This is a genomic window from Bradyrhizobium sp. NBAIM18 (genome assembly GCF_020193825.1).
GTDB lineage: Bacteria > Pseudomonadota > Alphaproteobacteria > Rhizobiales > Xanthobacteraceae > Bradyrhizobium > Bradyrhizobium yuanmingense.
Genome location: NZ_JADYVO010000011.1, coordinates 1 through 24,603, shown reverse-complemented (window position 1 = coordinate 24,603; position 24,603 = coordinate 1). Strand labels below are relative to the sequence as shown.

23 protein-coding genes and 1 tRNA gene are annotated in these 24,603 nt (G+C 65.1%); 2 read left to right on the top strand and 22 right to left on the bottom strand.

Going from position 1 to position 24,603, the window contains the following annotated elements; translation table 11 throughout:
- Positions 1-13: 13 nt before the first annotated feature.
- From metG to I6F17_RS23210, 4 genes are all read right to left on the bottom strand, one after another.
- A complete protein-coding gene (metG, locus tag I6F17_RS23225; RefSeq protein WP_225129938.1) occupies positions 14-1,969 on the bottom strand; it encodes a methionine--tRNA ligase in 1,956 nt (651 codons plus the stop codon).
- A 108-nt stretch (positions 1,970-2,077) separates the two neighbouring features.
- Positions 2,078-3,124, bottom strand: a complete 1,047-nt coding sequence (locus tag I6F17_RS23220; protein WP_225129936.1) for a DNA polymerase III subunit delta' — start codon at positions 3,122-3,124, stop codon at positions 2,078-2,080.
- A complete protein-coding gene (tmk, locus tag I6F17_RS23215) occupies positions 3,121-3,807 on the bottom strand; it encodes a dTMP kinase (RefSeq protein WP_036031435.1) in 687 nt (228 codons plus the stop codon). The genes I6F17_RS23220 and tmk overlap by 4 nt, the downstream gene beginning before the upstream one ends.
- Before the next feature lie 2 nt (positions 3,808-3,809).
- Positions 3,810-5,072, bottom strand: a complete 1,263-nt coding sequence (locus tag I6F17_RS23210) for a D-alanyl-D-alanine carboxypeptidase family protein (RefSeq protein ID WP_225129934.1) — start codon at positions 5,070-5,072, stop codon at positions 3,810-3,812.
- A gap of 154 nt (positions 5,073-5,226) precedes the next feature.
- On the opposite strand from I6F17_RS23210, the gene I6F17_RS23205 reads away from it, so the two are divergent.
- Positions 5,227-6,183, top strand: coding sequence for an alpha/beta hydrolase (locus tag I6F17_RS23205; protein ID WP_225129931.1), 957 nt, complete (start codon positions 5,227-5,229; stop codon positions 6,181-6,183).
- On the opposite strand, the gene I6F17_RS23200 is transcribed toward I6F17_RS23205, so the two are convergent.
- The 7 genes from I6F17_RS23200 to I6F17_RS23170 form a co-directional block, all read right to left on the bottom strand.
- Entirely contained in the window at positions 6,177-7,103 is a 927-nt protein-coding gene (locus I6F17_RS23200; protein ID WP_225129927.1) for a septal ring lytic transglycosylase RlpA family protein, read from the bottom strand. The genes I6F17_RS23205 and I6F17_RS23200 overlap by 7 nt on opposite strands.
- 953 nt (positions 7,104-8,056) lie before the next feature.
- Positions 8,057-8,347 carry a hypothetical protein gene (locus tag I6F17_RS23195; protein ID WP_225129925.1) on the bottom strand — a complete coding sequence of 97 codons (291 nt, stop codon included), beginning with the start codon at positions 8,345-8,347 and terminating at the stop codon, positions 8,057-8,059.
- 104 nt (positions 8,348-8,451) lie between these two features.
- Entirely contained in the window at positions 8,452-8,772 is a 321-nt protein-coding gene (locus tag I6F17_RS23190) for a DUF1476 domain-containing protein (protein ID WP_225129923.1), read from the bottom strand.
- A 223-nt stretch (positions 8,773-8,995) separates the two neighbouring features.
- Entirely contained in the window at positions 8,996-9,187 is a 192-nt protein-coding gene (locus I6F17_RS23185; RefSeq protein WP_035999201.1) for a hypothetical protein, read from the bottom strand.
- 220 nt (positions 9,188-9,407) lie between these two features.
- The gene (locus I6F17_RS23180; RefSeq protein ID WP_036039617.1) at positions 9,408-10,094 is read right to left on the bottom strand and encodes an endonuclease/exonuclease/phosphatase family protein; all 687 of its coding nucleotides are present in this window, start codon (positions 10,092-10,094) and stop codon (positions 9,408-9,410) included.
- Positions 10,094-12,127: a VTT domain-containing protein gene (locus I6F17_RS23175; RefSeq protein ID WP_225129921.1), complete on the bottom strand. Its 2,034-nt coding sequence runs from the start codon at positions 12,125-12,127 to the stop codon at positions 10,094-10,096. The genes I6F17_RS23180 and I6F17_RS23175 overlap by 1 nt, the downstream gene beginning before the upstream one ends.
- A 191-nt stretch (positions 12,128-12,318) precedes the next feature.
- On the bottom strand, positions 12,319-12,615 hold the full coding sequence (locus tag I6F17_RS23170; RefSeq protein WP_035999192.1) for a hypothetical protein: 297 nt from the start codon (positions 12,613-12,615) through the stop codon (positions 12,319-12,321).
- A 392-nt stretch (positions 12,616-13,007) separates the two neighbouring features.
- Here I6F17_RS23170 and I6F17_RS23165 point away from each other — a divergent pair, with 392 nt between their 5' ends.
- Positions 13,008-13,616 carry a hypothetical protein gene (locus I6F17_RS23165; protein WP_225129919.1) on the top strand — a complete coding sequence of 203 codons (609 nt, stop codon included), beginning with the start codon at positions 13,008-13,010 and terminating at the stop codon, positions 13,614-13,616.
- A gap of 313 nt (positions 13,617-13,929) precedes the next feature.
- Here I6F17_RS23165 and I6F17_RS23160 read toward each other — a convergent pair.
- The 11 genes from I6F17_RS23160 to I6F17_RS23110 all read right to left on the bottom strand — a co-directional run bounded on the left by I6F17_RS23160 (position 13,930) and on the right by I6F17_RS23110 (position 24,295).
- Positions 13,930-14,019: transfer RNA gene (locus I6F17_RS23160), tRNA-Ser, on the bottom strand.
- Positions 14,020-14,138: 119 nt separating this feature from the next.
- A complete protein-coding gene (locus I6F17_RS23155) occupies positions 14,139-14,414 on the bottom strand; it encodes a hypothetical protein (protein ID WP_225129917.1) in 276 nt (91 codons plus the stop codon).
- Positions 14,415-14,604: 190 nt separating this feature from the next.
- Positions 14,605-14,928: a hypothetical protein gene (locus tag I6F17_RS23150; RefSeq protein ID WP_036028057.1), complete on the bottom strand. Its 324-nt coding sequence runs from the start codon at positions 14,926-14,928 to the stop codon at positions 14,605-14,607.
- A gap of 314 nt (positions 14,929-15,242) precedes the next feature.
- The gene (locus I6F17_RS23145; protein WP_225129915.1) at positions 15,243-15,560 is read right to left on the bottom strand and encodes a hypothetical protein; all 318 of its coding nucleotides are present in this window, start codon (positions 15,558-15,560) and stop codon (positions 15,243-15,245) included.
- A 390-nt stretch (positions 15,561-15,950) separates the two neighbouring features.
- Positions 15,951-17,801: a dihydroxy-acid dehydratase gene (ilvD, locus tag I6F17_RS23140; protein ID WP_109143722.1), complete on the bottom strand. Its 1,851-nt coding sequence runs from the start codon at positions 17,799-17,801 to the stop codon at positions 15,951-15,953.
- Positions 17,802-18,053: 252 nt separating this feature from the next.
- Entirely contained in the window at positions 18,054-18,917 is an 864-nt protein-coding gene (locus I6F17_RS23135) for an ABC transporter permease (protein ID WP_225132216.1), read from the bottom strand.
- Positions 18,914-19,843: an ABC transporter permease gene (locus I6F17_RS23130; RefSeq protein WP_225132215.1), complete on the bottom strand. Its 930-nt coding sequence runs from the start codon at positions 19,841-19,843 to the stop codon at positions 18,914-18,916. Before I6F17_RS23130 ends, I6F17_RS23135 begins: the two co-directional genes overlap by 4 nt.
- A complete protein-coding gene (locus tag I6F17_RS23125) occupies positions 19,843-20,829 on the bottom strand; it encodes an ABC transporter ATP-binding protein (protein WP_225132214.1) in 987 nt (328 codons plus the stop codon). The genes I6F17_RS23130 and I6F17_RS23125 overlap by 1 nt, the downstream gene beginning before the upstream one ends.
- Positions 20,826-21,809 carry an ABC transporter ATP-binding protein gene (locus tag I6F17_RS23120; RefSeq protein WP_225132213.1) on the bottom strand — a complete coding sequence of 328 codons (984 nt, stop codon included), beginning with the start codon at positions 21,807-21,809 and terminating at the stop codon, positions 20,826-20,828. The genes I6F17_RS23125 and I6F17_RS23120 overlap by 4 nt, the downstream gene beginning before the upstream one ends.
- Before the next feature lie 2 nt (positions 21,810-21,811).
- Positions 21,812-23,449: an ABC transporter substrate-binding protein gene (locus I6F17_RS23115; protein WP_225132212.1), complete on the bottom strand. Its 1,638-nt coding sequence runs from the start codon at positions 23,447-23,449 to the stop codon at positions 21,812-21,814.
- A gap of 30 nt (positions 23,450-23,479) precedes the next feature.
- A complete protein-coding gene (locus tag I6F17_RS23110) occupies positions 23,480-24,295 on the bottom strand; it encodes a sugar phosphate isomerase/epimerase family protein (RefSeq protein WP_225132211.1) in 816 nt (271 codons plus the stop codon).
- Between the last annotated feature and the right edge of the window lie 308 nt (positions 24,296-24,603).

Below are 24,603 nucleotides of genomic sequence, written 5' to 3'. Positions count from 1 at the left end.
CGTGCGAACGCCTTCAGGCCGCCGGCTCGACGTAGCGCGGGAACGCCGGCATCGGCGCCGGCAGCGTCGAACCGGGCGCGATGCGCTTGGCGCCGCCGAGCATGTCAAAATTGCGCTCGGCTTCGGGGATGCCTAGGCTGTCGAGCAGCTTGCCGGAGGCGGTCGGCATCGCGGGCTGAGCCAGGATCGCAATCTGACGCACGACTTCGGCGGTGACGTAGAGCACCGTCTTCTGCCTGGCCGGATCCGTCTTGGCGAGCGCCCACGGCGCTTCACCCGCAAAATAGCGGTTGGCCTCCGCGACCACGGCCCAGACGGCGTTGAGCCATTGATGAATCTGCTGCGTCGCCATGGCTTCACGCGAGGCCGCGATCATGCCGTCCGCCATCGCCAGGATCGCCTTGTCGTTGTCGCTGAACTCGCCGGGCTCGGGCAGCACGCCGCCGAGCTGTTTTGCGATCATCGACAGCGAGCGCTGCGCGAGATTGCCGAGATCGTTGGCGAGATCGGCGTTGATGCGGGCGACGATCGCCTCGTGATTGTAGTTGCCGTCCTGGCCGAACGGCACCTCGCGCAAGAAGAAGTAGCGCAACTGGTCGACGCCGTACTGGTCGGCGAGGTTGAAGGGATCGACAGTGTTGCCGACCGACTTCGACATCTTCTCGCCCCTGTTGAACAGGAAGCCGTGGGCATAGACCCGCTTCGGCAGCGGGATGCCCGCCGACAAAAGGAAGGCCGGCCAATACACCGCATGGAAGCGGATGATGTCCTTGCCGATGACGTGCACGTCGGCCGGCCAATAGCGCCAATTCTTGTCGCTCTCATCGGGGAAACCGACGCCGGTGATATAGTTGGTCAGCGCATCGACCCAGACATACATCACGTGCTCTTCGTCGCCGGGCACCTTCACGCCCCAATCGAACGTGGTGCGCGAGATCGAAAGATCGCGCAGGCCGCCCTTGACGAAGCTCACCACCTCGTTCTTGCGCGAGTCCGGCCCGATGAAGTCAGGCTGATCCGCATAGAGCTTGAGCAGCTTGTCCTGGTACTCCGACAAGCGGAAGAAATAGCTCTTCTCCTCCACCCATTCCACCGGCGTGCCCTGCGGCCCCAAGCGCACGCCATCGTCGTTCACACGGGTCTCGTCCTCGGCGTAATAGGCCTCGTCGCGGACCGAGTACCAGCCCGAATAGGTGTCGGCGTAGATGTCGCCATTCGCTTCCATGCGCCGCCAGATCTCCTGGCTGGAGCGGTGATGCTGCTCCTCGGTGGTGCGGATGAAGCGGTCGAACGACACGTCCAGGCGCTCGTCCATCTCTCTGAAGCGGCCGGCATTGCGCGTCGCGAGCGCGGCGGTGGACATGCCTTCGCTCGCCGCCGTCTGAATCATCTTCTGACCGTGCTCGTCGGTGCCGGTCAAAAAGAACACATCCTTGCCATCGAGCCGCGCAAAGCGCGCCAGGGCGTCGGTCGCGATCGCCTCATAGGCATGACCGATATGCGGGCTACCGTTGGGATAGGCGATCGCGGTGGTGATGTAGAAGACGTTGTCGCGCGGGGCGGCCACCGCAGGCGCGGCAGCTTGCGGAGAAGCGACGGGCTTCGGCGCGCGCGGGGCCTTTGACTTCGGCGCCGTTGGCTTCACAGGCGCGACGGGAGTCGGTGCGGCGGTCACGGCAGGCGCAGCCGCCTTTTTCGCGACCTTCTTCGCCGGAGCCTTAGTCGGCTTCTTGGCCGGCTTTTTGGCAGCCTTCTTCACCGCCTTCTTGGCGACGACCTGCTTCTTCGCGGCCTTCTTTGCGGCGCCCTTCTTCACGCTCTTCTTGACGGCAGCCTTCTTGGTCTTCTTGACCTTCTTGGCAGCTTTGGCCGCGCGCGCCTTGACTTTTTTCGCGGCTTTCTTGACGGCCTTCTTCGCAGCCTTCTTGCCGCTCTTGCGTTTGACGGATTTCTTAGCTCGCGTTGCCACCACGAATTCCTTTACCGGCTTCTCGAATTTTGGAAACGGCTCGGCGTTCCGTTATTGTTTTGCGCATGATCATTCGGAAAATCGCTGCGCACTTTTCCGGATCATGCTTTAGCGCGTTGCGTCCGCGAGCCAGCCGAACACCGAGAAAACCAAGGGCTTTCGCTCCAGATTGTAGGTTTCGGTGTCGCGCGCGGCGCGGACGATCTTTTCCCATACCTCAGCTAGCCGCGCAAGGCGCGGCAGGTTCTGGTTGGCATTGGCCTCATCCGCATGCAGGCGCTCCGCAATCCAGCGGTCGATGCCGTCGATGAAGGCCGCAAGCGCCACGCGGTCGCTGGTGCCGAGCGAATCGCCGAGCGTGTGCAATTCGCGCGGATCGACCTGCGGCAGGCGCGCGAGCAGCGCCGCCGTGCGCTGCTGAAGCTTCAGGGCCTCGCCACCGAGCAACGTCAGCGTCCGTGCGACGCTGCCCTCGGAGGCCTCGGCCGCCTCGCGCAGCGCGGCATCGTTCGGATCGAGCTCAGCCGCCGAAGCGGCGGCGCCGACCACATCGTTCGTCGCGAGCGGCCGCAGGCGCAGCTTGCGGCAGCGCGACTGGATCGTGGCGAGCACCCGCGCGGGCGCGTGGCTCACCAGCAGGAACAGCGATTGCTGCGGCGGCTCCTCGAGAATCTTCAGAAGCGCGTTGGCCGCGTTCGGATTGAGCTCGTCGACGGTGTCGACGATGCAGACGCGCCAGCCTTCGGCCGCGGCGGTCGAGCCGAAAAAACCGATCGTCTCGCGCGTCTCGTCCACGGTGATCACGGTGCGCATCACGCCGCGCTCGTTGGCGGTGCGCTCGAGCGTCAGCAGGCCGCCATGCGAGCCGGCCGCCACCTGCCGCGCCACGGCGTCGTCGTGATCGATCGCAAGGCTTTCGGCGCGCTGCACGGCCGGCGCCAGCGGCTGCGCATGGGCGAGCACGAAGCGCGCCATGCGATAGGCCAGCGTCGCCTTGCCGATCCCCTGTGGCCCGCCGATCAGCCAGGCATGCGGAATGCGTCCGCTGCGATAGGCATCAAGCAGCGCGGCCTCCGCCTCGCGATGGCCGAACAGCTGCGACGTCTCGCGCGGATGCGGTATGGCGGTTTCGCGCTCGGCCTGACGCGGGCTCATACCGACACCACTGACGCAGGCGTTGGCAGCAGGCGCTCGCGCAGCGCCGTCCAGATGCGCGCGGCGACCGTGTCCGGATCGGAATTGGCGTCGATCAGCACGCAGCGCGCGGGATCCTCCGCCGCGATCTTGCGATAGGCTTCGCGGAGGCCCTGGTGGAAGCTGAGCTTCTCGGCCTCGAACCTGTCGGGCGTGCCGCTGCCGCGGCGCGCGGCGGCACGTTGCAGGCCGATCTCGACCGGCAAATCGAGGATGATGGTGAGGTCCGGCTTGAGGTCGCCGATCGTCACCCTTTGCATCGCGTTGATCAGGCCATCAGACACCTGGCCGAGGCTGCCCTGATACGCCCGCGTCGAGTCCGCGAAGCGGTCGCACAGCACCCAGACGCCCTGGCTCAGCGCCGGCTGGATCACCGTGCGGACATGGTCATCGCGCGCGGCGGCAAACAGCAGCGTCTCGGCCTCGGGGCCGAGCAGCTTGCCCATGCCCGACAGCACCAGATGACGCATGATTTCAGCGCCCGGCGAGCCGCCCGGCTCCCGCGTCACGCGGATGCGCAGCTTTGCCGCCTTGAGGCGGTCGGCGAGCTTCTTGATCTGGGTCGACTTGCCCGTGCCCTCGCCGCCTTCAAAGGTGATGAAGCGTCCCCGTCCGGACGGCCGCTGTGCAGCGCTCTCACTCATGATCAGAGCTTCTCGGCGCCTGCGCGGAACATGCCGATCACGAGCTCGCTGGCGCCGTCGATCGCGCGGCGCATGGTCGAGCCGGTGCCGATCGCCTCCGCGGCGTAGACCGGCGTCTCGACCGCGATGTTGCCGCTGCGCCAGACCCTGACCACGCCGACCCGCTGGCCGGCCTCGATCGGCGCGCGCACCGGGCCACTATAGACGATGCGCGCAATCAGCTTGTCGCTGCCGTTCTTGTGCACCATCACCTTCACAGGGGTCTTGGCGATGAGCTTGACCGACCGGCTCTCGCCGCCGAACACCTTGGCGTAGCCGACCGGCTGCTCGGCTGCGATCAGGGTGCGGGTCTCGAAATTGCGAAAACCCCATTCCAGCATCTTCTTGGCTTCCGTGGCGCGGTCCTCGGGATCGTCAAGTCCGTTGACGACGACGATCAGCCGCGTGCCGTTCTGCACGGCGGAGCCGACCATGCCGTAGCCGCCTTCCTTGGTGTAGCCGGTCTTCAGGCCGTCAGCGCCTTCCATCGAATTGAGCAGCGGATTGCGGTTTTGCTGGCGGATCTTGTTCCAGGTGAACTCCTTCTCGCCGAACAGTTTGTAGAATTCGGGGAAGTCCAGGATGATGTGCCGGGCAAGCATGCCGAGCTCGCGCACCGTCATCTTGTTGCCGGGATCGGGCAGACCGCTGGAATTGGCGAAGGTCGACCTGGTCATGCCAAGCTCGCGGGCGCGCTTGGTCATGAAGTCCGCGGCAAAGATCCGCTCATTGCCCGCCATGGCTTCGGCCAGCGCGATGCAGGCGTCGTTGCCGCTCTGGATGACCGCGCCGCGCAGGAGATCGTCGACAGAGACCTTGCTGTTGATGGCGGCGAACATGGTAGAGCCGCCCGAGGGGGCCCCGCCTCTGCGCCAGGCATTCTCGCTGATCCGATACTCGTCGTTCAGCTTGATGTCGCCCTTCTTGATGGCATTGAAGACGACCTCCGCGGTCATCAGCTTCATCATGCTCGAGGGCGCGCGCAGCTCGTCGGCGTTCTTCTCGAACAGCACGCTGCCCGAGGAGGCTTCGATCAGGATCGCGGTCGGGGCATCGCCGTCGAAGCCGGCATCTTCCGCTTTCTTGCCGCCCTGGACGCTCTGGTTGGCCGCAAGGAGCGCCCCGCCCCAGCCGATGGCCGCTGCCAAAACCGTCGCGATCAGCCCGCGTGCCAGCGTTCCGGCGGTGAGCCGGTTGCGACGAAGCAAAGGAAGACGAAGTGCCATGGCGAAGCCCTGAGAGAGGCGTTCTAACAGCTGGAACAGATGCGAACAACACGCGGTTGGACGCTCGTCGCCGAGATTGCACGATTCTCGCCGCGCCCCTATCGTGGCGCCTCATGTTTTTCGACCAAACCCGTGAAACAAGGCGGAAAAGCGAATGCCCTCAACCCGCATGATCAAGGCCAACGGGGTCGAGCTGTTCGTCCGCGAAGCCGGACAGGGACCGCTTGTGGTGCTGTGCCATGGCTGGCCGGAACTGTCCTACTCCTGGCGCCACCAGATCCCGGCAGTCGCTGAAGCCGGGTTTCACGTCGTCGCCCCCGACATGCGCGGCTATGGTCAGAGCGCGGCGCCACTCGATATGAACGCCTACTCGATCTTCGACACGGTCGGCGACGTGGTGGGCCTCGTCCAGGCGTTCGGTGAGACAAAGGCGATGGTGGTCGGCCATGATTGGGGTGCGCCGGTCGCCTGGCACGCGGCGCTGTTCCGGCCGGACATCTTTACGGCGGTCGCGGGCCTGAGCGTGCCGCCGCCGTTCCGGGGCCGCGGCAAGCCGCTCGACCTGCTGCGCCAGGGCGGCGTCACCAATTTCTACTGGCAGTATTTCCAGACGCCCGGCGTCGCCGAGGCCGAGCTCGAGCGTGACGTCGCACGCACCATGCGCATCGTCCTCGGCGGGCGGGGCCTCGCCGATCCCACCGCCGCCATGTTCGTGCAGGAGGGCAAGGGCTTTCTCGGTCATGCCGGCGCCGACGAGCCGCTGCCTGGCTGGCTCAGCGAGGCAGACCTGGCCTATTTCACCGAGGCCTTCCGCAAGTCCGGCTTTCGCGGCGGGCTGAACTGGTATCGCAACATCGACCGCAATTGGGAGCTGACCGCGCCTTGGCAGGACGCGCAGATTCACCAGCCTTCCCTCTTCATCGCAGGCTCGAAGGACGCCGTCATCACCGGCCTGATCGGGGCCAAGCGGGTCAACGAGCTCGAGCGCGTGCTGCCCAATCTGAAGCGCAAGCTGATCATCGAGGGCGCCGGCCATTGGGTGCAGCAGGAGCGGCCCGAAGAGGTGAATGCGGCGCTCGTCACGTTCTTGAAGGAGAGCGCGGCTCAGTAGAGGCCGCGGCCGCTCAGGATGCTGCGGGCCTCGGCGGCGCCGTCGGTCGATGCGGCCGCGCTGTCGGCGGCGTAGCGACCGTCCTCGCCATAGGACACTGCGCGGGCGTTCTGGAGCGCCCGGCCCCGGCTGCGGCTCGAGGCCGACATTTCCGAGGTAGCATTGAGCGAAGCCATATCGGCCGAGGTACTGCCGAGATTGTATGGCCGCCCCTCCGGCATCGGGACCTCGCCGCGAATGGCACCGCGGGTCGAGGACGGCAGCTCCGGCACAAACGGCTTGGCCGAGGCGACCCGGACCATCGAGGGCGACGGCGCCGGAACGCCGGTGCGCAGGGTCGCCAGAAGCTGGCGGTCGTCGGAGCCTTCGAGCGGAGCCCGGCCGACATATTCGACGCGAACTTTGGCGACGCCGTTCCCTTTGAATTCAAGGAGTTCGGCAGCCTTGTTCGAGACATCGATGAGGCGGTTGCCGTGGTAAGGCCCGCGGTCATTGACGCGGACGATCAGCGACTTGCCGTTCGAGACGTTGGTCACCCGCGCATAAGACGGCATCGGCAGGGTCGGATGCGCCGCGGTCAGCGAGGTCATGTCGAACACTTCGCCATTGGCGGTCAGGCGGCCGTGGAAACTGTCGCCGTACCAGGAGGCCATGCCCTCAGCTCGGTAGTTGACGTCCTCCTCCGGCACGTAAGTCCGGCCCGCCACGACATAGGGCTTGCCGACGCGGTAGGTGCCGCCACCCTTCGGGACCGGATCGCCGAAGGCCACCACCCGCGGGCTCGAGGACACCCCGTATTTCGGGTCGACGCGGCTGGCGAACTTGTTTGAGGAGGCGCAGTTGGCGAGCGCAAGGCAGGTCGCGACCGCCGCAACACCGCGCGCGGCTCGCAAAACCGAATCTGACCGACGGATCCCCATGCGCCCCAAATACCACTTTGCCGGAGGCGTACCCAACCCGCTTTGGCTACGGGGAGCGCTGTCCGGTCATCTCATCCGAGGCGGCCCACCACCGTCTCGGACGCGGTAACGATAACGCAACCCGAACGCGGCGGAAATGGGGAGCCCATGGCGATCACGCCGGGATGGTAAACGAGACGTTCGCATTTTTCCGTTGTTCTACGGGGCGATGGCCCCCGCACTGTGCCAGTGCCGGACAGTCTGTTGCGCCAAATCCTCACTCCACCCCCATTGTCGCGCCGCTCACCGAAATTCTTTTGACTGTGCAAGGCCGCCCGCGTTCTCTCGGATGCGAGGGCGGGATTTGGAATTTAACGATGATCGAGACGGTTTCGGCACTGATGGGTCTGGTAAGCGCGGGGATCTTCCTGGCCCATGCGTTCGAGGGTTACCGCACGAGGGCCTGAAGGCACTCGCGCGGACGGCAAGCATCACCTCTTTCAAAGCGGCGCGTTCGGACGGTCTTGATCGATCCACTCGCGCATCGAACACGAGAGCGGCAGGTGTCCCATGCGTAATCATGACCTCGTATCCGATGGCTTCCTGGCCTTGACCGCCGGCGGCTTGGTGCTGCTCTGCTCGAGTCTCGTCGCGCTGGCGTTTGCCTGAACCGCACGTCCTCCTGGCCAATACGGTTCTCTCCATTGCGGCGCAGCAGGCGCGGCCGTCCCCGCTCCCATTCAGTTGATTGAATTATTGCGTTCGGCGCCTCGACCAATTGCAAGAGGCCATCACCAACGAGGGTGACGCAGATGCTTGCCGAGAAGTTCTTCCTAGTCTTGGAATCCCTGATCCGCGGCAACCGCACCTATCCGGATGGAAGTCCCCGGGTTATCAGCACCTCCCCGCATGTGCCGGTCAGGCTGCCGTCAGCGAAATAGCCGGCGCGTCCGCCAGCCGCCGAAACCCGCCGCTCAGCGCAGGCCCAACAGCGAGCGTCGGTAGAAGCTGCCACGGGCTTCGTTCTGGCAGACGAAGCTGCCGTCGAAGCCCTGGCCGTAGCGCTTCTGACCCTTGCGGTAATAAACGCCCTTGCCGAAGTCGAGCCAAACCACCTTGTCGCGCGGGCAATGACGCTGGGCCTGCGCTTCGTAGCGAAACGGCGTCAGCGGCGTCGCCGAGACCTCGGCGCCACCTGCAGCGACCAGCATGGCGCCGGCGCATACGATCACGCCGGACCATTTGCCAAAGCTGCTCCGAGACATGCCCCACCTCCCGCTCGCCGCCGTCTCGGCGGCTGGCACGGTAGCACGAAACGGCACAGCCGTCGGAAGGCGGCAAGCGCGCCGAATGAACGCGGCAGCGGGTGTCATTGCCGCTCCGCTTCGAGCTGCGCCAGCGCCTGGTGGAGACATTCCTGAAGCCTGGCGGCGACCTGCTCGCGCGCGATCCCCTTGCCTGCGAGATCGCCCGCCACCTTGCCGACCACATGGTCCATCGTCCGGCTCTCCAGATGGTCCGTCACCAGCGCCGCCGCGTAGCCTGCAGCGGCATCGCCACTGAGCCCGAGGTGGCCTGCGGCCCAAAGCCCGAGCAGCTTGTTGGACCGCGCCGTGGCCTTGAACATGAATTCCTCGTCCCGGGCGAATTTGGCCTCAAAGCCCTGCTCGCGCTTGTCGAACGTGGTCATGGTCAGCTCCATTCTGCGTCGCTGATGAGGATCGGACTTGCTGGGAGCGAACGTCTCCATGGTTCAGGTCAGTTTTGGATCATCAGAAGCTTCCTCCCGGAAGCGAAGCGCCGTCAAGCCTGCCGATGGGAAGCAGACACCCAAGCGGCATTGGCGGCCGACAATCAAATGCAGGCCGCCAGCAGATGCGATTTTTGGAAATGGCGCGACGGAGCGTGTTCGCTCAACCCTTCGCCGCCGCCGCTTCGCGCGCGAGTCGCTCGGCCTTCAGCCGTTCTTTGTTGGCGTAGAACGCCTTCTGCGCCGCTTCGTGGTCGCGCATGGCCTTCTCTGCCTCGATCCGGCGAGCCGCATCGCGGGCGTGGCGCTGTTCGGGGGTCAGGGGCTTGCGTCGGAAGGAAAGGTCTTCAGTCATGGCGAGATAACGTGGCGATGCGGAAAAAGTTCCGCACGGTCCCGAGAGGAGTCCAGGTGATACTTACGAAAACAACCCCATGCACAGTAGCCAAGTCTTTCTGATTTCAAGCCTTTTCTAAAGAGCGCGAGGCGGCTGCGCCGTCGGGCAAAAACCGTGGCCTTCCCTGCCTTCGGAATCGCCCAAATCGCGCCTGCCCCCGCATGGGCCTGCGAGCAGATCAGCTGCCCGCGGCGATCTCGATGTCTGCAATCACGGGCAGATGGTCGGAATAGGCCCTCGCCGCTTCGTCGGTCCAAACTTTCCCGATCCGGCTGTCACGGGTTGCATAGATCCGGTCGAGCCGCATCAAGGGCAAGCGTGACGGGAAGGTTCGCAACCGCGACCGGTTCGGACAGACCTGCGCGAGCACGCGCCGCACGGATCGGACCCAGAACCAGTCATTGAAATCACCGAGAACCACGGTTCTCGCCGGTCGCACCAGGCTCACCAGGGACCGCGCCTGGGCATAGCGCTCATGGATACTCAAGCCGAGATGCGTGGCCACTACGCGCACGTCGCCGGCAGGGGTCAGCAAGTCCGTGGCGATCGCCCGGCGAGGCTCCCGCTCTCGATAGGAGACGTCCACGATCTCGGGCACGCTGCAGAACGGAAAGCGGCTCAGCAGCATCTGGCCATAGTCACCATCCTCGGTGACGATCGACTTGGCGTGCACGCGGTGATCACCGATCACGCTTGCCAACTTCCCAAAGGGGTCGTCGGATCGCGACCGCGAGTCGACCTCCTGCAGTGCGACGACATCGGGGGCCCATTTGCGCAGGATGGAGCAAACACCCTCCAGATCGAATTTCGGATTGAGATTGAACGTGCCGTGCACATTCCACGTCATGAAGCGCACGGGCACCATCAGCGCCTCCCGGCGAGCCATGTCGTCACGAATTGCGCGCCGACGCAGACCCCGAGCCAGCCGAGGAATGCCAGTATCAGAAGCACTATGTTGCTCCAGGACGCATTTCTGGCGAGCTCTGCAATCTGCGAGCCGAGAACCGCCATGGCCAGGATTCCGGGCGTGCTGCCCAGCAGAGTTCCAACCATGAAGTCACGAAGAGGCAGCGTGCTTGCGCCTGCCACGACGTTTACCAGTGAGAACGGTGCTATGGGAAGCATCCGGATGACGACAACCGCCAGGATCCCCTTCCCGACCACGCGTTCCTGGATGCGTGCGGCACGTCGGCCCAGCAGACGCTGAAGCCGTTCCCGGCCGACGAAGCGACCGATCGCAAACAGGATCAAGGCGCTGAGCAGGACGCCCGCCATGGCGGTCGCGAACCCCAGCCACGGCCCGAGTGCGGCGGCCGTTGCCGCAATGAGCACGAGAACCGGAAAGACGACGAGCCCGCCAAGGACGAAGGCTGCGATCGCCAATGACGGCCCCCAGATGGACTGCGAATAGGCAGACAGAAGCGCCGAAAGATGACCTGCATCGGCGAGATCGCTCAAGGACGTGTAAGACCAGGCCAGCGCCAGCCCAAAAAGAGCCACGGCTATCGCAACGATCCCGATGATGGTTTTCGTCGTCCACATGCGAGATGCCGTGCGCTCCAGATGAAGTGGCAGCTCAGGGTCCGCCACAGGCTGAACCAAGCTGGCCAGCGTGCTGGTTAGAACCGAAGACTGGACTTTCCGCAACGTCTTGGCGCCATGAGATGTGGAGACGTCGTCTAGCAGAGCGAAGAGCCGATGCTCGTTTCTTGCGATGGCCTGCTCGTCGAGACCGCAGAAATGAGCGATGAGACGACGGCGGACGGAGGCGATGAAATCCCGATGCTGCTCGGATTCAGCTTCAAAGATGAGGTCGCATTCGCTGTCGGCGCCCATGGAACGATTGTTCAGATTGGCGGAGCCGATCCGCAAGATCCGGTCGTCGACCACCATGAGCTTGCTGTGCACCATCACGGCGGCTTCCTTATTGCCGCTGCGGGAGACCGGATGGACGAAGCGGATGCGATCGGCCACGCCAGCCGCGCTGAAGCAGTTGATGAAGGCGCCACGGCCGTTCTGCATGGCCTGGGACTCAAACCACGAGGAATGCAGTTTCGGAGCGACCACCAGAACCCGAAGCGACGGCACGCGGCACATCTGCCCCGCCAATTCGTGCGCCATCCGGGTCGCGCTGGTGAATTGATTTTCGATGTACACGAAGCTCGTTGCCGACCGGATCGCCGCAATGAAGGAGCGTTCGACCTCCTTGATGGTCGAGCCTGCAGGACAGACCACCTCGGTCCTGGCGATCCCGACCGGCACGTGCTCGGCCTCCACAGGCACGTTCGCCGGCCAGCGACCGTTCCTCGGTGCGCACCATTCATCGGACTGTTGGCCTGCCGCACGCCAGCGTTGCTCCGCGAGGGCGAACAGCTGCTCCGCAGCATCGCCGTCGACCAAGCACTGAACATCGTGAAACGGCGGATACGGCTTGCGCTGAGGGTCGCAGCGCATGGCATTGTCGGCGCGGTGGTCACTCGTGTCCCAGCGCCTGATCGTCAGATCGAGGCCGCCGACGAACGCCAATGAACCGTCGACACAGACGATCTTCTGGTGTTGCGCCGAACCGAACGGAAGCGTGGCGTCCAGATGAAACCGGACGCGGCCATCGGTGTCGGCGGTAAATTTCGCCGCGGAATTCCACTCTCTCTCGGAAGCGTAAAACGAGACGAAGTCCCAGACGAGAATGTTGATGCGCAAGGCGGGCCTGCGCTGCACCAGGGCGCGCAGGAAGGGACCCAGCTCCTCAGGCAGGCCATCATCCGCACGTCCGGAGGCTCCGACCAGGCGTGTCCTGCTATGGATGTCCCATCCGATGATGTAGACGAGATCCTGCGCCTCCAGCAGGGCCTCCCGCAGGGCTGCGAAATAGGCGGCGGCATCGTTCAGAACCGCCACGCGCCGCGCCCTGCACCGCCGCCAGACGGTGTCGCCGGGAGTGAGTGTCGATGCGCTCTGAAGCAGGTGAACCTCGCAATTCGCGTTTGCGTCTAAACGCCTGGAGGCTCAAGGGGTTCCACGCGGTCAACGGCTGCGGTTCGATGCGAATGCCGAATGTCCCGCGCCCTCTGGGCCCGTCGCACAAGTCGTCATTTGGTGCGGACAAACTTCGCGCCGGCGCTCCTCAACACATCGACAATTTTCTCAGGGGCATCGCCGTGAAAATCGACGGAAACCTCGATCAGGCCTTCCAGCTTCTGCCGCCCCTCCGGTGTGGGCGCTGTCTTGACGTCAGGACCTGCCGCGCGTGTTCCCACGGTGTTCGCAGCGCCGGCAGGCTGGACGAAGACGTCGCCTCGCGGCACGCCGCATTCCTGCACGACATGCTCAACCGCAAGCTCGGCGCCGCGGCGCGTGTCGAATTCTCCAATGATGGTGCTTTCCAAGGCTGCTCTCCGTGTGCTCGAGACTGCGAACAACAGGCGAGCCGAGGCCAAGTTCCTGAGGGAGCACGCAAGAGGATGACGGTTGGATCCCAGGCGCTGATGATCAGAACCGAATGAGTCCAAACAGGAAGAGCAGCGCCACCGTGACCAGGCCGGAGATCAGCAGCGAGCCGAGACATCCCAGCCGGTTCGAGAAAAAGAAGAACATGCGTTGCCCGCTGTGAAGCTTGTTGTCGGGCTAATCTCTCACATTCGATAGCGTTCCTGACGCAAGTCCGTGCGTCCCTTGGCTCGAGCGCGCTGCGCTTTCGTCCACGGTGTCATTGAGACAGGTCAACACAGGCAAGCCGAACCTCTGGAAATCTGACCTCGGCAGATCAACGGAGACGGCCATGTCACAGCAGAGCAGTATGCATTTCTATCTCAACTGGGCCAAGGAGCGGATCGACGAGATGGATGCCGCATTGGCCTCGTTCGAGGTCAAGGCCGGCCAGGCCAAGGCTGAGTCCAAGGTGAAGACCGATCAGCTCCTGTCCGATCTGACGCAGCGCCGCGACGAGTTTCAGGCGCTACTCAAGGCCAAGGCGCAGGCCGGTGAAGCGGCGTGGGCGGAAGCCAGGGCCGAGCTGGAGCGGCAATGGAACGGATTCGAAGCCCAGATGAAGACCTACTTCGAAAGCGCCGGCAAACAGCTCGAGCAGCAGCAGGCCACGTTCAGGGATCTTGCGGCTGCACAGGCCAAGGCCTGGGGCGAAGCCGCAGAGAAACTCCGCGAGGCCGCAGGCAAGGTCACTGCTGCCCGCACCGTGGACATCGACGCAGCACTCAAGCAGATGAAGTCCGACGCCTCCGAAGCCGAAGCACGCCTGCAAAAGCTGAAGCAAGCCGGCAGCGAGTCCTGGTCGGTGATGAGCGCCGCACTCGCCGAATCCCGCAAGGCGTTCGATCAGGCCAACAAGGCGGCGTGGGACGCGATCAAGGGTGGTGATACGAGGAGCTGACGACTGAGTTTCAGTCGCATGTCCGAGGAGACGGGGCGAAACGACTGACGCGCCGAGCCCCCCAAGAAGGGAGATGGAGGCCTTTCCAGCGCAAGCTAGTGCAACACGCGAGCGGCTTCTGCGAGCCGAACCCTTTCTCTCAGCTCCTCGAGCTCCTCGATCGCGTCCAACAATCTCGCCAGCTCGCGGGCAATATGTGTCAAACTGGCCTTGGATTGCTTTAAGATACGAACTCGCTGTGCCATCGGTGCACGCCTCCATGCTCGGGCAAGTCCGATTGGCAAGGAGCGTGCCACCCCATGAAGGGAACTTATGGCGGAAGGGGTGGGATTCGAACCCACGGTACCCTTGCGGGCACGCCGGTTTTCAAGACCGGTGCCTTAAACCACTCGGCCACCCTTCCAGTCCCGGGAATGGGTGTCGCTTAACGTAGTCGACCGCGCAAGGCAACGCCAAGTTGGCGCAAGTGCTCAAACCTTTGCCGGCCGGAGCGCGGCGCGCTCCTTTTCCTGCACAACCTGTCTAGCTCTTCGGGCAATCAACCAGGACGGCGCTCCGGACGTATTTGGTCCTCTGCCGGTCGCTGACGTAGCGGCCGAATTGAGGGCTGTAGTTCAGGTCGTAGCGGCACCCTGCCTGCATTGCCTTGTAGATCGCGCCCCGTTCGATCACGTAACTCCCTTGCGGGAGCGTCTTGAGGCGGACCTGTGTGATGGCCTGCTCCTGGCCGTGGCCCGGGCCGAGATAGGTAACGCGATCGGTCGAGCCGACCGACCAGACCACCGCAACTGCGCACATCAGTGAAACGGCGAAAGCAGCGACCAGCCCGAGTTGCGTCGCTCGAGGGAGTCCAGAAACGAGCTCATGCCGTTTCGTGTCGTTCCGGGCCTTGCGGTTCAAAGGCTCCCTCACCTTTGCGTCGCGCAACAGAAAGCGCGGCACCCCCGCGAGGAGCGCCGCGCCAATGTTCGTCGTTACTGCGTCTGCCTCAGTAGCCGCAGGACGCGCAGTTCATCTGCACCGGGGCGTAATAGGAATAACCCGGCGAGACCATCTCGACGCGCTGCCGGGTGGCGTATTGCGGCGGGATGCGCTCGTACTGGACGCTGGGGGGCGCGACCATCACGGTCTGCGGCACCATCACGGTGCGGTACTGCGCCGGCGTGCGGTGCGCGACCACGGAGCCGGGCGACACCATCACGGTCTCGTCGACGGTGCGGTATTGCGGCGGCACGTATTGTTGCTGGTAGCAGGTCGTGCACGGCGGCGGCGTGTAGCAATTGTAGCAGCCGGCGGAGGCTGCGCCCGTCATGGAAATGGCGGCGACGGCCGTTGAGAAAACGACAGCGAGAGTACGAGACATTGCGGTGGTGCCCCAGTTGCCCGAAATGGATCTGCGAAGGTCGCGGGAGTATACGGCGCAAAACCATGCCTTGCCGAACTTCGTCGAGGCATCCTTAATGCGAACGATCGATCGCGGCGGGGCGGTAAGAACTCATTGACCACGCGCATTAACGCGCGGGATGCTTGCGCGGGGGTGCGCATGACAGCGAGTCCGCGATCGGACATCGCCGCGGTACTCGTTCGAGCAAATTTGCAGTTCATCCGCGTTCGATGTTCGACCTTTCAACGCCTCGCTGCTCTTTCCAGAAACTCCAACAGCGAGGGATCGGTCTCCTCGAGTTCGACGAAGCGGCGGCGCAGCTCATCGGCGATTTCGGCGGTGACATCGCGCGACCATCCCTCCGCGGTATTGAAGGCCACGATACGTGCGGGATGGAGATATTGCCCTTCAGCGAGATGTCTGAGCAGGGTCGCGCGATTGGCGTCCTCCTCGGCCGTCTCGCACCAAGCCCGGCCCAGCCGGCGGCCGAAATCATCGAGCACAAGATAGACGTCCCGGTCTGTCGTGATTTGCGGCACGAGTGATGGAGAATGACTCATGGCTAACTCCGCTATTGGCAATCCCGACCTTTGCGGACGAATCTCGATACGGCGACCGCCTCAGCCGGATTCGGAAAATGTATTTCGACGATTTTTCTCAGGATGGCACGATTAAATAAAAATAAAAACAAGATTAATAAGAATTAAATAGCAAAATGTGGAAAATGCACTAAGTTGATGATGCCTGGCGGGCGAGCCCGCACGTCGGGTGCCCACTGCGCAAACGGCTCCCGCTCCCCACCCCAACCAGCCCCACGCCCTAGGGAGGCGGGGGCCGTTCTTTCCCAATCTCCGTTCCGGCTACTTCCTGCAACGGCGCATCTGGGTGATCGCACGGAGCCGCGAGGCGTTCCGAAGATCGCCGATCCAGCCCAGTGGCGCCGATGCCGCCTACTTCGGACGCCGCTTGACCTCGCGCACCGCACCGCGCGCGGCGCTGGTGGTGAGCGCGGCGTAAGCCTGCAGCGCGGTCGAGACGTTGCGCTTGCGGCCTTGCGCCTGCCAGGCGGCATCGCCCTTCGCCTCCTCCGCGGCACGGCGCTTGGCGAGCTCCTCGTCGGAGACCTCGAGGCTGATGCTGCGGTTCGGGATGTCGATGGCGATGATGTCGCCCGTCCGCACCAGACCGATATTGCCGCCTTCGGCGGCCTCCGGCGACAGATGGCCGATCGACAGGCCGGAGGAGCCGCCGGAGAACCGGCCGTCGGTGACGAGCGCACAGGCTTTGCCGAGGCCCATCGATTTCAGATAGCTGGTCGGATACAGCATCTCCTGCATGCCGGGGCCACCGCGCGGGCCTTCATAGATGATGACCACGACCTCGCCGGCGACGACCTTGCCGCCCAAGATGCCTTCGACCGCCGCGTCCTGGCTTTCGAACACGCGCGCGGGGCCGGAGAATTTCAGGATCGAGGCGTCGACGCCGGCGGTCTTCACGATGCAGCCGTCCTGCGCGAGATTGCCGTAGAGCACGGCGAGACCGCCGTCCTTGCTGAAGGCGTGCGCGAGATCGCGCACGACGCCCTTCTCGCGGTCGGCGTCGAGCTCGTCGTAGCGGCGCTCCTGGCTGAAGGCGACTTGCGTGGGGATGCCGCCGGGCGAAGCGCGATAGAAGGTCCGGACCGTCTCACTCTTGGTGCGCTTGATGTCCCAGCGCTCCAGCGCCTCGTTCATGGTCGGCGCGTGCACGGTCGTAACAGAGGTGTCGATCAGCCCGGCGCGGTCGAGCTCGCCGAGGATGCCCATGATGCCGCCGGCACGGTGCACGTCCTCGACATGCACGTCGGCGACGGAAGGCGCGACCTTGCAGAGCACGGGCACGCGGCGCGACAGACGGTCGATGTCCTTCATAGTGAAGGCGACCTGCCCCTCATGGGCGGCAGCCAAGAGATGCAGCACGGTGTTGGTCGAGCCGCCCATCGCGATGTCGAGCGTCATCGCGTTTTCGAACGCCTTGAAATTCGCGATGTTGCGCGGCAGCACGGAGGCATCGTCCTGCTCGTAATAACGGCGGACCAGATCGACGATGGTGTGGCCGGCCTCGACGAACAGGCGCTTGCGGTCGGCATGGGTTGCGACCACCGAGCCGTTGCCGGGCAGCGCGAGGCCGAGCGCCTCGGTGAGGCAGTTCATGGAATTGGCGGTGAACATGCCCGAGCAGGAGCCGCAGGTCGGGCACGCCGAGCGCTCGATCACCTTGACGTCCTCGTCGCTGACCTTGCTATCGGCGGCGGCCACCATGGCGTCGATGAGGTCGACCGCCTTGGTCTTGCCGGCCAGCTTGACCTTGCCGGCCTCCATCGGCCCGCCCGAGACGAACACGGCGGGGATGTTGAGCCTGAGCGCGGCCATCAGCATGCCGGGCGTGATCTTGTCGCAATTGGAGATGCAGACGAGGCCGTCGGCGCAATGCGCGTTGGCCATGTACTCGACGCTGTCTGCGATCAGCTCGCGCGACGGCAGGCTGTAGAGCATGCCGTCATGGCCCATGGCGATGCCGTCGTCGACCGCGATGGTGTTGAATTCCTTGGCGACGCCGCCGGCCTGCTCGATCTCGCGTGCCACGAGCTGGCCGAGGTCCTTCAGATGCACGTGGCCCGGCACGAACTGGGTGAAGGAGTTGACCACCGCGATGATCGGCTTGCCGAAATCGGCGTCCTTCATGCCCGTCGCGCGCCAGAGGCCGCGGGCGCCCGCCATGTTGCGGCCGTGGGTGGTGGTGCGGGAGCGATAGGCTGGCATGGCGGTTTCCGTCCTCGGGTTTGCGTCGGCCGGGGCGGGAAAATGTGGAGCCACCTCAGGCCTTTCCGGCCGGATAGCGCACGGACCCGGCGGGCGCAACGGGAACTTGGGTTGGACAGGGCTCCCCTGCTCCCGGCGCGGGGGCATAGGCGATCTCAGCCGTCATGCCCGGGCTTGTCCCGGGCATCCACGTTCTTGGTTCTGCGCGGCAAAGACGTGGATGGCCGGGACAAGCCCGGCCATGACGAGCATTTATTGCAGCGTCGGATCGAGCCGGTCGCGCAGCCAGTCGCCGATCACAGAGACCGCCAGGGTGGTGACCACGATGGTCGTCGCCGGCGCCAGCATGATCCAGGGGGCGCGGGTCAGATATTCCCGGCCATAGCCGACCATGTTGCCGAGGCTGGTCATCGGCGGCTGCACGCCGAGGCCGAGGAAGGACAGGCCTGACTCCATGAGGATCACCTCGGGGAACACGAGCGTGGTCGAGACGATCAGGGTCGAGGCGATGTTGGGCAGGATGTGCCGGAGATAGATCCGCGACGGCGTCGCCCCTAATTGGCGGACGGCGGCGGCGTAGCCCTGCGCATTCGCGGAGATGGCAAGGCCCCGCGCGATGCGGGCGTAGCGCTCCCAGCCGAACAGGCCCATCAGCCCGACCAAGAGCGGCAACGAGTTGCCGAAGAACGCGAGCACGGCCAGCGCCATGATCAGGAAGGGCATGCTGGCCTGGAAGTCGGTCAGCATCAGCACGAGCTGCTCGACGGCCCCGCGAAAATGCGCGGCGAGGAAGCCGAGTATGGTCCCGACCACGGCCGAGATTGCGGTCGCGCCGAACGCGATCAGGAGCGAGATGCGGATCGAGACGAGCAGCCGCGACAGCACGTCCCGGCCAAGCTCGTCGGTGCCGAGCCAGTGCGCGGCATTGCCGGGCGCCGCGAGCCGGTTGCGCAGGTCGAGCTGGGTGAAGCCGTATGGCGCGATCTTCTCCGCGAAGGCCGCGATCAGCAGCATCGCGACGATCCAGGTGATCGCCAGCGCGACCGAGACCGGAATGGCCGGCAGGCTGATGCGGCGTGAAAACGCCTTGGTCTCCTTCAGCGTCGCGTCGGTCATGCATGCGCTCCCTTGCTGCGCAGGCGCGGGTCGAGGAAGCCGTAAAGGAAGTCGACGATCAAGTTGGACGTCACCATGGTCATCGCAACCAGCAGCAGGATGCATTGCACGACGGCGAGATCGCGGTTGGCAACCGCAACGACAAGAAGCCGCCCTACTCCCGGCCAGGCGAACACGCTCTCGACCACGACTGCGCCTGCGATCAGCGTGCCGACCATGAAGCCGAGGATGGTCACGGTCGGGATCGCCGCGTTCGGCAGCGCATGCGAGGTCACCACCTTGCGCCACGACACGCCTTTTGCGGATGCGGTGCGGATATAGGGCTGGCCCAGCACCTCCAGCATAGCGCTGCGGGTGAAGCGCGCCAGCACCGCCGCGCCGCCGAGGCTGAGCGTTGCGATCGGCAGGATGGCGTGGCGCCAGCTGTCCTGCCCACCCGAAGGCAGCCATCCCAGCTGCACGGCGAAGACGAGCACCAGCAGCAGCGCGAGCACGAAGCTCGGCACGGTAAAGCCCGCGACCGCCGTCATCATCACCGCACGGTCGATTCCCGAGCCGCGATGCAGCGCGGCGTAGATCCCTGCGGGAACGCCGAGCGCGACCTTGAAGAAGAACGCCGGCAGGGTCAGCGCCAGGGTCGCGGGGATGCGCTCCAGCACCAGCTCGATCGCGGGCCGGCCGTCGCGCATGGAGCGGCCGAGCTCGCCTTTCGCGATGGCGCCGAAATAGTCGAAATATTGAGCCCAGATCGGGTCATCGAGGCCCCAAGCCTTGCGGAATGCCGCGAGCACCTCCGGCGGCGCCTCCGGTCCCAGGATCATCAGCGCGGGATCGCCTGACAGCCGCAACACGATGAAGGCGAAGGTCACGACGAGCACGATCGTGAGCGCGGCGCGTCCGATCCGAATGGTGAAATAGCGTCCCATTACGCGGCGTCCCGTGTCGCAGCGCCGGTGACGAGATGGCAGGCGACCTGCCGGTCGCCGCCGACGGCGGACAGCGCCGGCACCTCGCTCGCGCAGCGCGCGATGGCGCGCGGACAGCGCGGATGGAAGGCGCAGCCCGTGGGGCGCGCGGCCGGGTTCGGCGGGTCGCCTGACAGCACGATTCGGCCGGCACTGCGGCGGCCCGGCGCGGGCGAGGCCGAGACCAGGGCCTGGGTGTAGGGATGCTCGGGCCGCGCGAACAAATCGTCGGCGCTGCCGATCTCGACGATGCGGCCGAGATACATCACGGCGACGACATTGCTGATCTGCCTGACGACGCGCAAATCGTGGCTGATGAACAGCAGCGTCAGCGACAGCTGCGCCTGGAGATCGCAAAGCAGGTTCACCATCTGCGCCTGGATCGAGACGTCGAGCGCGCTGACCGGCTCGTCGCAGACCAGGAAATCCGGCTTGGTGGCCAGCGCCCGCGCCAGCACGATGCGCTGACGCTGCCCGCCGGAGAGCGCGCCGGGATAGCGTGCGCCATGCGCCGGCGTGAGCTCGACGGCGCGCAGCAGCTCGCGGACGCGCTCCTCGCGCTCCGCCGGCGTACCGAGGCCGTGAATGTCGAGCGGCTCGCGGATCTGCGTGGCGACCGGCAGCCGCCGGTCGAGTGCACCGAGCGGATCCTGGAAGATCATCTGCATCCGCGCGCGCTGCGCACGCCACGCCGTTGTCCCGAGCGCGGCCATCGGCTTGCCGTCGAACCGTACCTCGCCGCTATCAGGCGGCTCGAGGCCGAGCACGATGCGGCCCGTGGTGGATTTGCCCGAACCGGATTCGCCGACGAGACCGAGCGTCTGGCCCCTTGGAATCGTCAGCGACACGTCGTCGACGGCATGCACGGCCGCAGCTCTCCCGAACATTCTGGAGCGCATCGCATAGGTGCGCGAGATCGCGGAGACCTCGACGAGCGGCGGACTCATTCGGCGGCAATCCCGAGCAGCGCGCGGCGCGAGGCCTCGGCGCGAACGCAGGCGACGCTGCGATCATCGGCGATCGGCACCAGGCTTGGCGCCGCAAGGCCGCATGCTTCCGCGACCGGTGCACAGCGCGGCGCGAAGGCGCAGCCGCCGGGCATGTGCGCGGGATCGGGCACCGTGCCGGGAATGGCGGTGAGGCGCCGCCGCGGACCCTCGAGCGGCGGCAGCGCGCCGATCAATCCTTGCGCGTAGGGATGCACGGGATCGGCGAACAGCTGGTTGCTCGGGGCCTGCTCGACGATGCGGCCGGCATACATCACCGCGACGCGGTCGCAATTCTCCGCGACGACGCCGAGGTCGTGGCTGATCAGCACCATGGCCATGCCGAGCTCGCGGCGGACCGTGGAGAGCAGCTCCAGGATCTGTGCCTGAATGGTGGCATCGAGCGCAGTGGTCGGCTCGTCGGCGATGAGGAGATCGGGATTGCCGGCCAGCGCCATCGCGATCATGATGCGCTGGACCTGGCCGCCGGAGAATTCGTGCGGATAGGCCTCGAGCCGCCGGCCTGCGTCGGGAATGCCGACGAGATCGAGCAGCCGCCGCGCTTCCGCCTTCACGGCGTTGCCTTGGAGATCGCGGTGCAGCGCCAGCGCTTCGCAAAGCTGCCTGCGGATGGTCAGCACCGGGTTGAGCGCGCTCGCCGGATCCTGGAAGATCATGGCGATGCGCCCGCCCCTGACCTGGTCGAGCTCGGTGGCCGGCGCGCCGAGAATCTGGCGCCCGTTGAGCCGCACCGAGCCAGAGACGTGCGCATAGCGCGGCAACAGCCCCAGCGCGGCCAGCCACGTCACCGACTTGCCGGAGCTGGACTCGCCGACGAGGCCGACGGCCTCGCCCTTCTGCAAGACAATGTCGACGCCGCGCAGGACCGGCACGCCATTGAATGCGACGCGCAAGTCCTCGATGCTGACCAGCGGCTTCACCTTCAGACCTCGAAATTGCCGGCGCGGAAATCCATCGCGAAGGCGGGCGCCGCCTTCCACTTGATCGATTTCGGCTTGGCCGTGAAGGTCGCGTTCTGGTGCAGCACCGTGTAGGCGGGATCTTCGCGCTCGGCGATCTCCAGCATGCGGCGGAACGCCTTCTTGCGCGCGGCGCGATCGGTCGAGGTCTCCAGGAATTCGGAGAGCGTGTTCAGCTCGGCGTTGGTCCATTCGCCGATCTGCTGCTGCTGGCCGTTGGGACCGTGCTGGGCGACCAGCGACGACACTGGATCGTTGAAGGCGGCCGAGTTCGACCAGTCGCGCACGGCGCGTGCCGGCCCGCGCTCCATGATCTGCGACCAGTTCTCCTTGGTCTCGATCTGGACGTTGAGGCCGACAGACTTCCACATCTCGACCAGGATCTGCGCGGTCGCGACCTGGTTGGTGTAGTAATTGTTGAGCAGGCGGTACGGGATCGGGTCGCCCTTATAATTGGCCTGCTTGAGCAGATCCAGCGCGAGCTTGGGATCGTAGGCCGGCACATTCCAGTCGGCGTTGAACATGTCGCCGTAGAATTCCCATTGCAGACCCTTCGGCACCCGGGTGCGGCCGGACCACAGGCTGTCGACGATCGCCTGGCGATCGATCGCATGGGTGAAGGCGCGCCGCACCAGCGGATTGGCGAGCACGGCATGGTTCTTGTCGAACACGGTGAGGCGGTGGTTTTGAATCGTGCCGCCCTGCACTTCGAACGCGGAATTCTTCTCGATGCCGGCGATCTGGTCCGGCGGGATGTCGCAGGCGAACTGGTATTCGCCCGAGAGCAGTCCGTTGATGCGGCTGGCGACCTCAGGCACTTCGAGGAAGCGGATGCGCTTGAGCGGCGGCCGGCCGCCCCAATATTCGTCGTGGGCTTCCAACGTCAGCGAAACGTCGGGCTTGAGCTCGACGACCCTGTAGGGACCGGTCGTCACGGGCTTGCGGGCCCAGTCGAGATAGCTCGCCGCCTCTTCCCAGGCGCGGCGGTTCACGATGTCGGAGCCGTAGCGCGACAGCCGGCCTTCGATCGTGACATCAGGCGTCGCGTTGTAGAAGCGCACCGTGTACTTGTCGACGGCATCGACGCGCACCAGGTCCGGCCAGATGCGGCGGGCGACCGCGGGGACGTCCGGCGGCAGCTCCTTGCCCGGACGCGGCGTCGGGATCTTCTCGAACGCCTTGATGGTCGAGCGGTTCTTGGCCTCGGTCTCGCCGAACATGCGCTCGCGGCTGAAGGTGAAGACGACGTCTTCCGCCGTGAGCTCGTCGCCATTGTGGAACTTGACGCCCTGGCGCAGCTTCACCTCGACGGTCTGGTCGTCGATGCGGCGCCATTCGGTGGCGAGGCCCGGCACAGCTTCGAGCTTGCCGCGCCAGTTCTTCGAGATCAGGCCTTCCCAGATCGAGGAGAAGAACACGCGCTCGCCGACATTGGACTGTTCGCGCAGCACGTCGAGCACGTTCGCATTCGTGACCTTCTGGACCGCGATGGTCACAGAAGGACGGTTGTCGGCTTGCGCGATGGCAAAGCGCGGCAGCAGCAAGGTGCTTGCGGCAGCGCCGCCGGATTTCAGGATGGTGCGACGGGTGAGCTTGCTCATGAGGATAACCCCTGCCCTGTGTGATGTCGGTTATTCGGCGAGACCGAGCGCGGCGAGATGCGCCGCGCCCTTGCGGACGTCTTCGTGGTTGCGGAGTTCGAGGATCAGCCGCGGATTCGACGTCAGCCGTCCCAGCGCGCGGAATACGGCGCCCCAGGGAATGTTGCCCTCGCCCGGCGCCCAGTGCCGGTCGGCAAAGCCGTCGGTGTCCTGCAGATGCACATGCGTCAGCATGTCGCCGGCGGTCTCGACGTAATAGTCGACCGGCGGCGCGCCGGTGGAGATGTGCGCGTAATTGGCGTGCCCGGTGTCGAGCGAGACGCGGACCTTGCTGCTTTCCAACGCCTTGGCGAGGCGCACGCGGTCGCGCGGATCCTTGTCCTCGATGTTCTCGATGACGATCTCGCAGCCGATCGTCTCGGCTCGCGCAATCACCTCGGCGAGCGTTGCCTTGACGCGCTCGACGATATTGGCGCGATTGTCGGGATAGAGATCGAGATTGTTGTGGTCCCAGGTCGTGAATGGCGAGTGGATCACCATCTGCGTCGCGCCCAGGAACTCGGCGGCCTCGAGGCCCTGCAGCAGGCGCTTAGTTACGGCCTGGCGGATCATCGGATCGTGGCTGTCGATCTTGAAGCCCCAGAACGGGCCGTGGATGCCGAGCCGGCCGGTGTGACCGGTGAGCATCTGCTTGATCTCGCCGGCAGTTGCCCGCCAGTCGCTATCGAGCAGATCGGCCCGGAAGAAGTCCTGGATTTCCAGATCGCGCTGCTTTTCGAGAAGCCATTCACGATGCGCGGGGATCGATTTGATGGACAATGCGGCGCCCAGCACCGGCTTCGACATGGCATGCTCCTTCGTCGTCAGCGATGACGGGAGCAGCGCTAGACCAGTTCAATGACAGGCCCGTGAAATGCGCCCTCCGCAGCGTGGACGAGATGTGGACATCCTGCCCGCGCGTGCTGCAGTTCAAGCAAAAGCGATCGCTGCGAGCGATGCCGAATGGGCACATGGCAAGCGCCATCGTGTCCGTAGTGATCCGGAATGGAATCCTAGCCGTCCTTCGCGTACATCGCGGGACATCGATCGGCGGCCACTTCCACGGGCATCATCCTCTGATCGCGCTACATGGGGTTGGGGGACCACATGGGGCG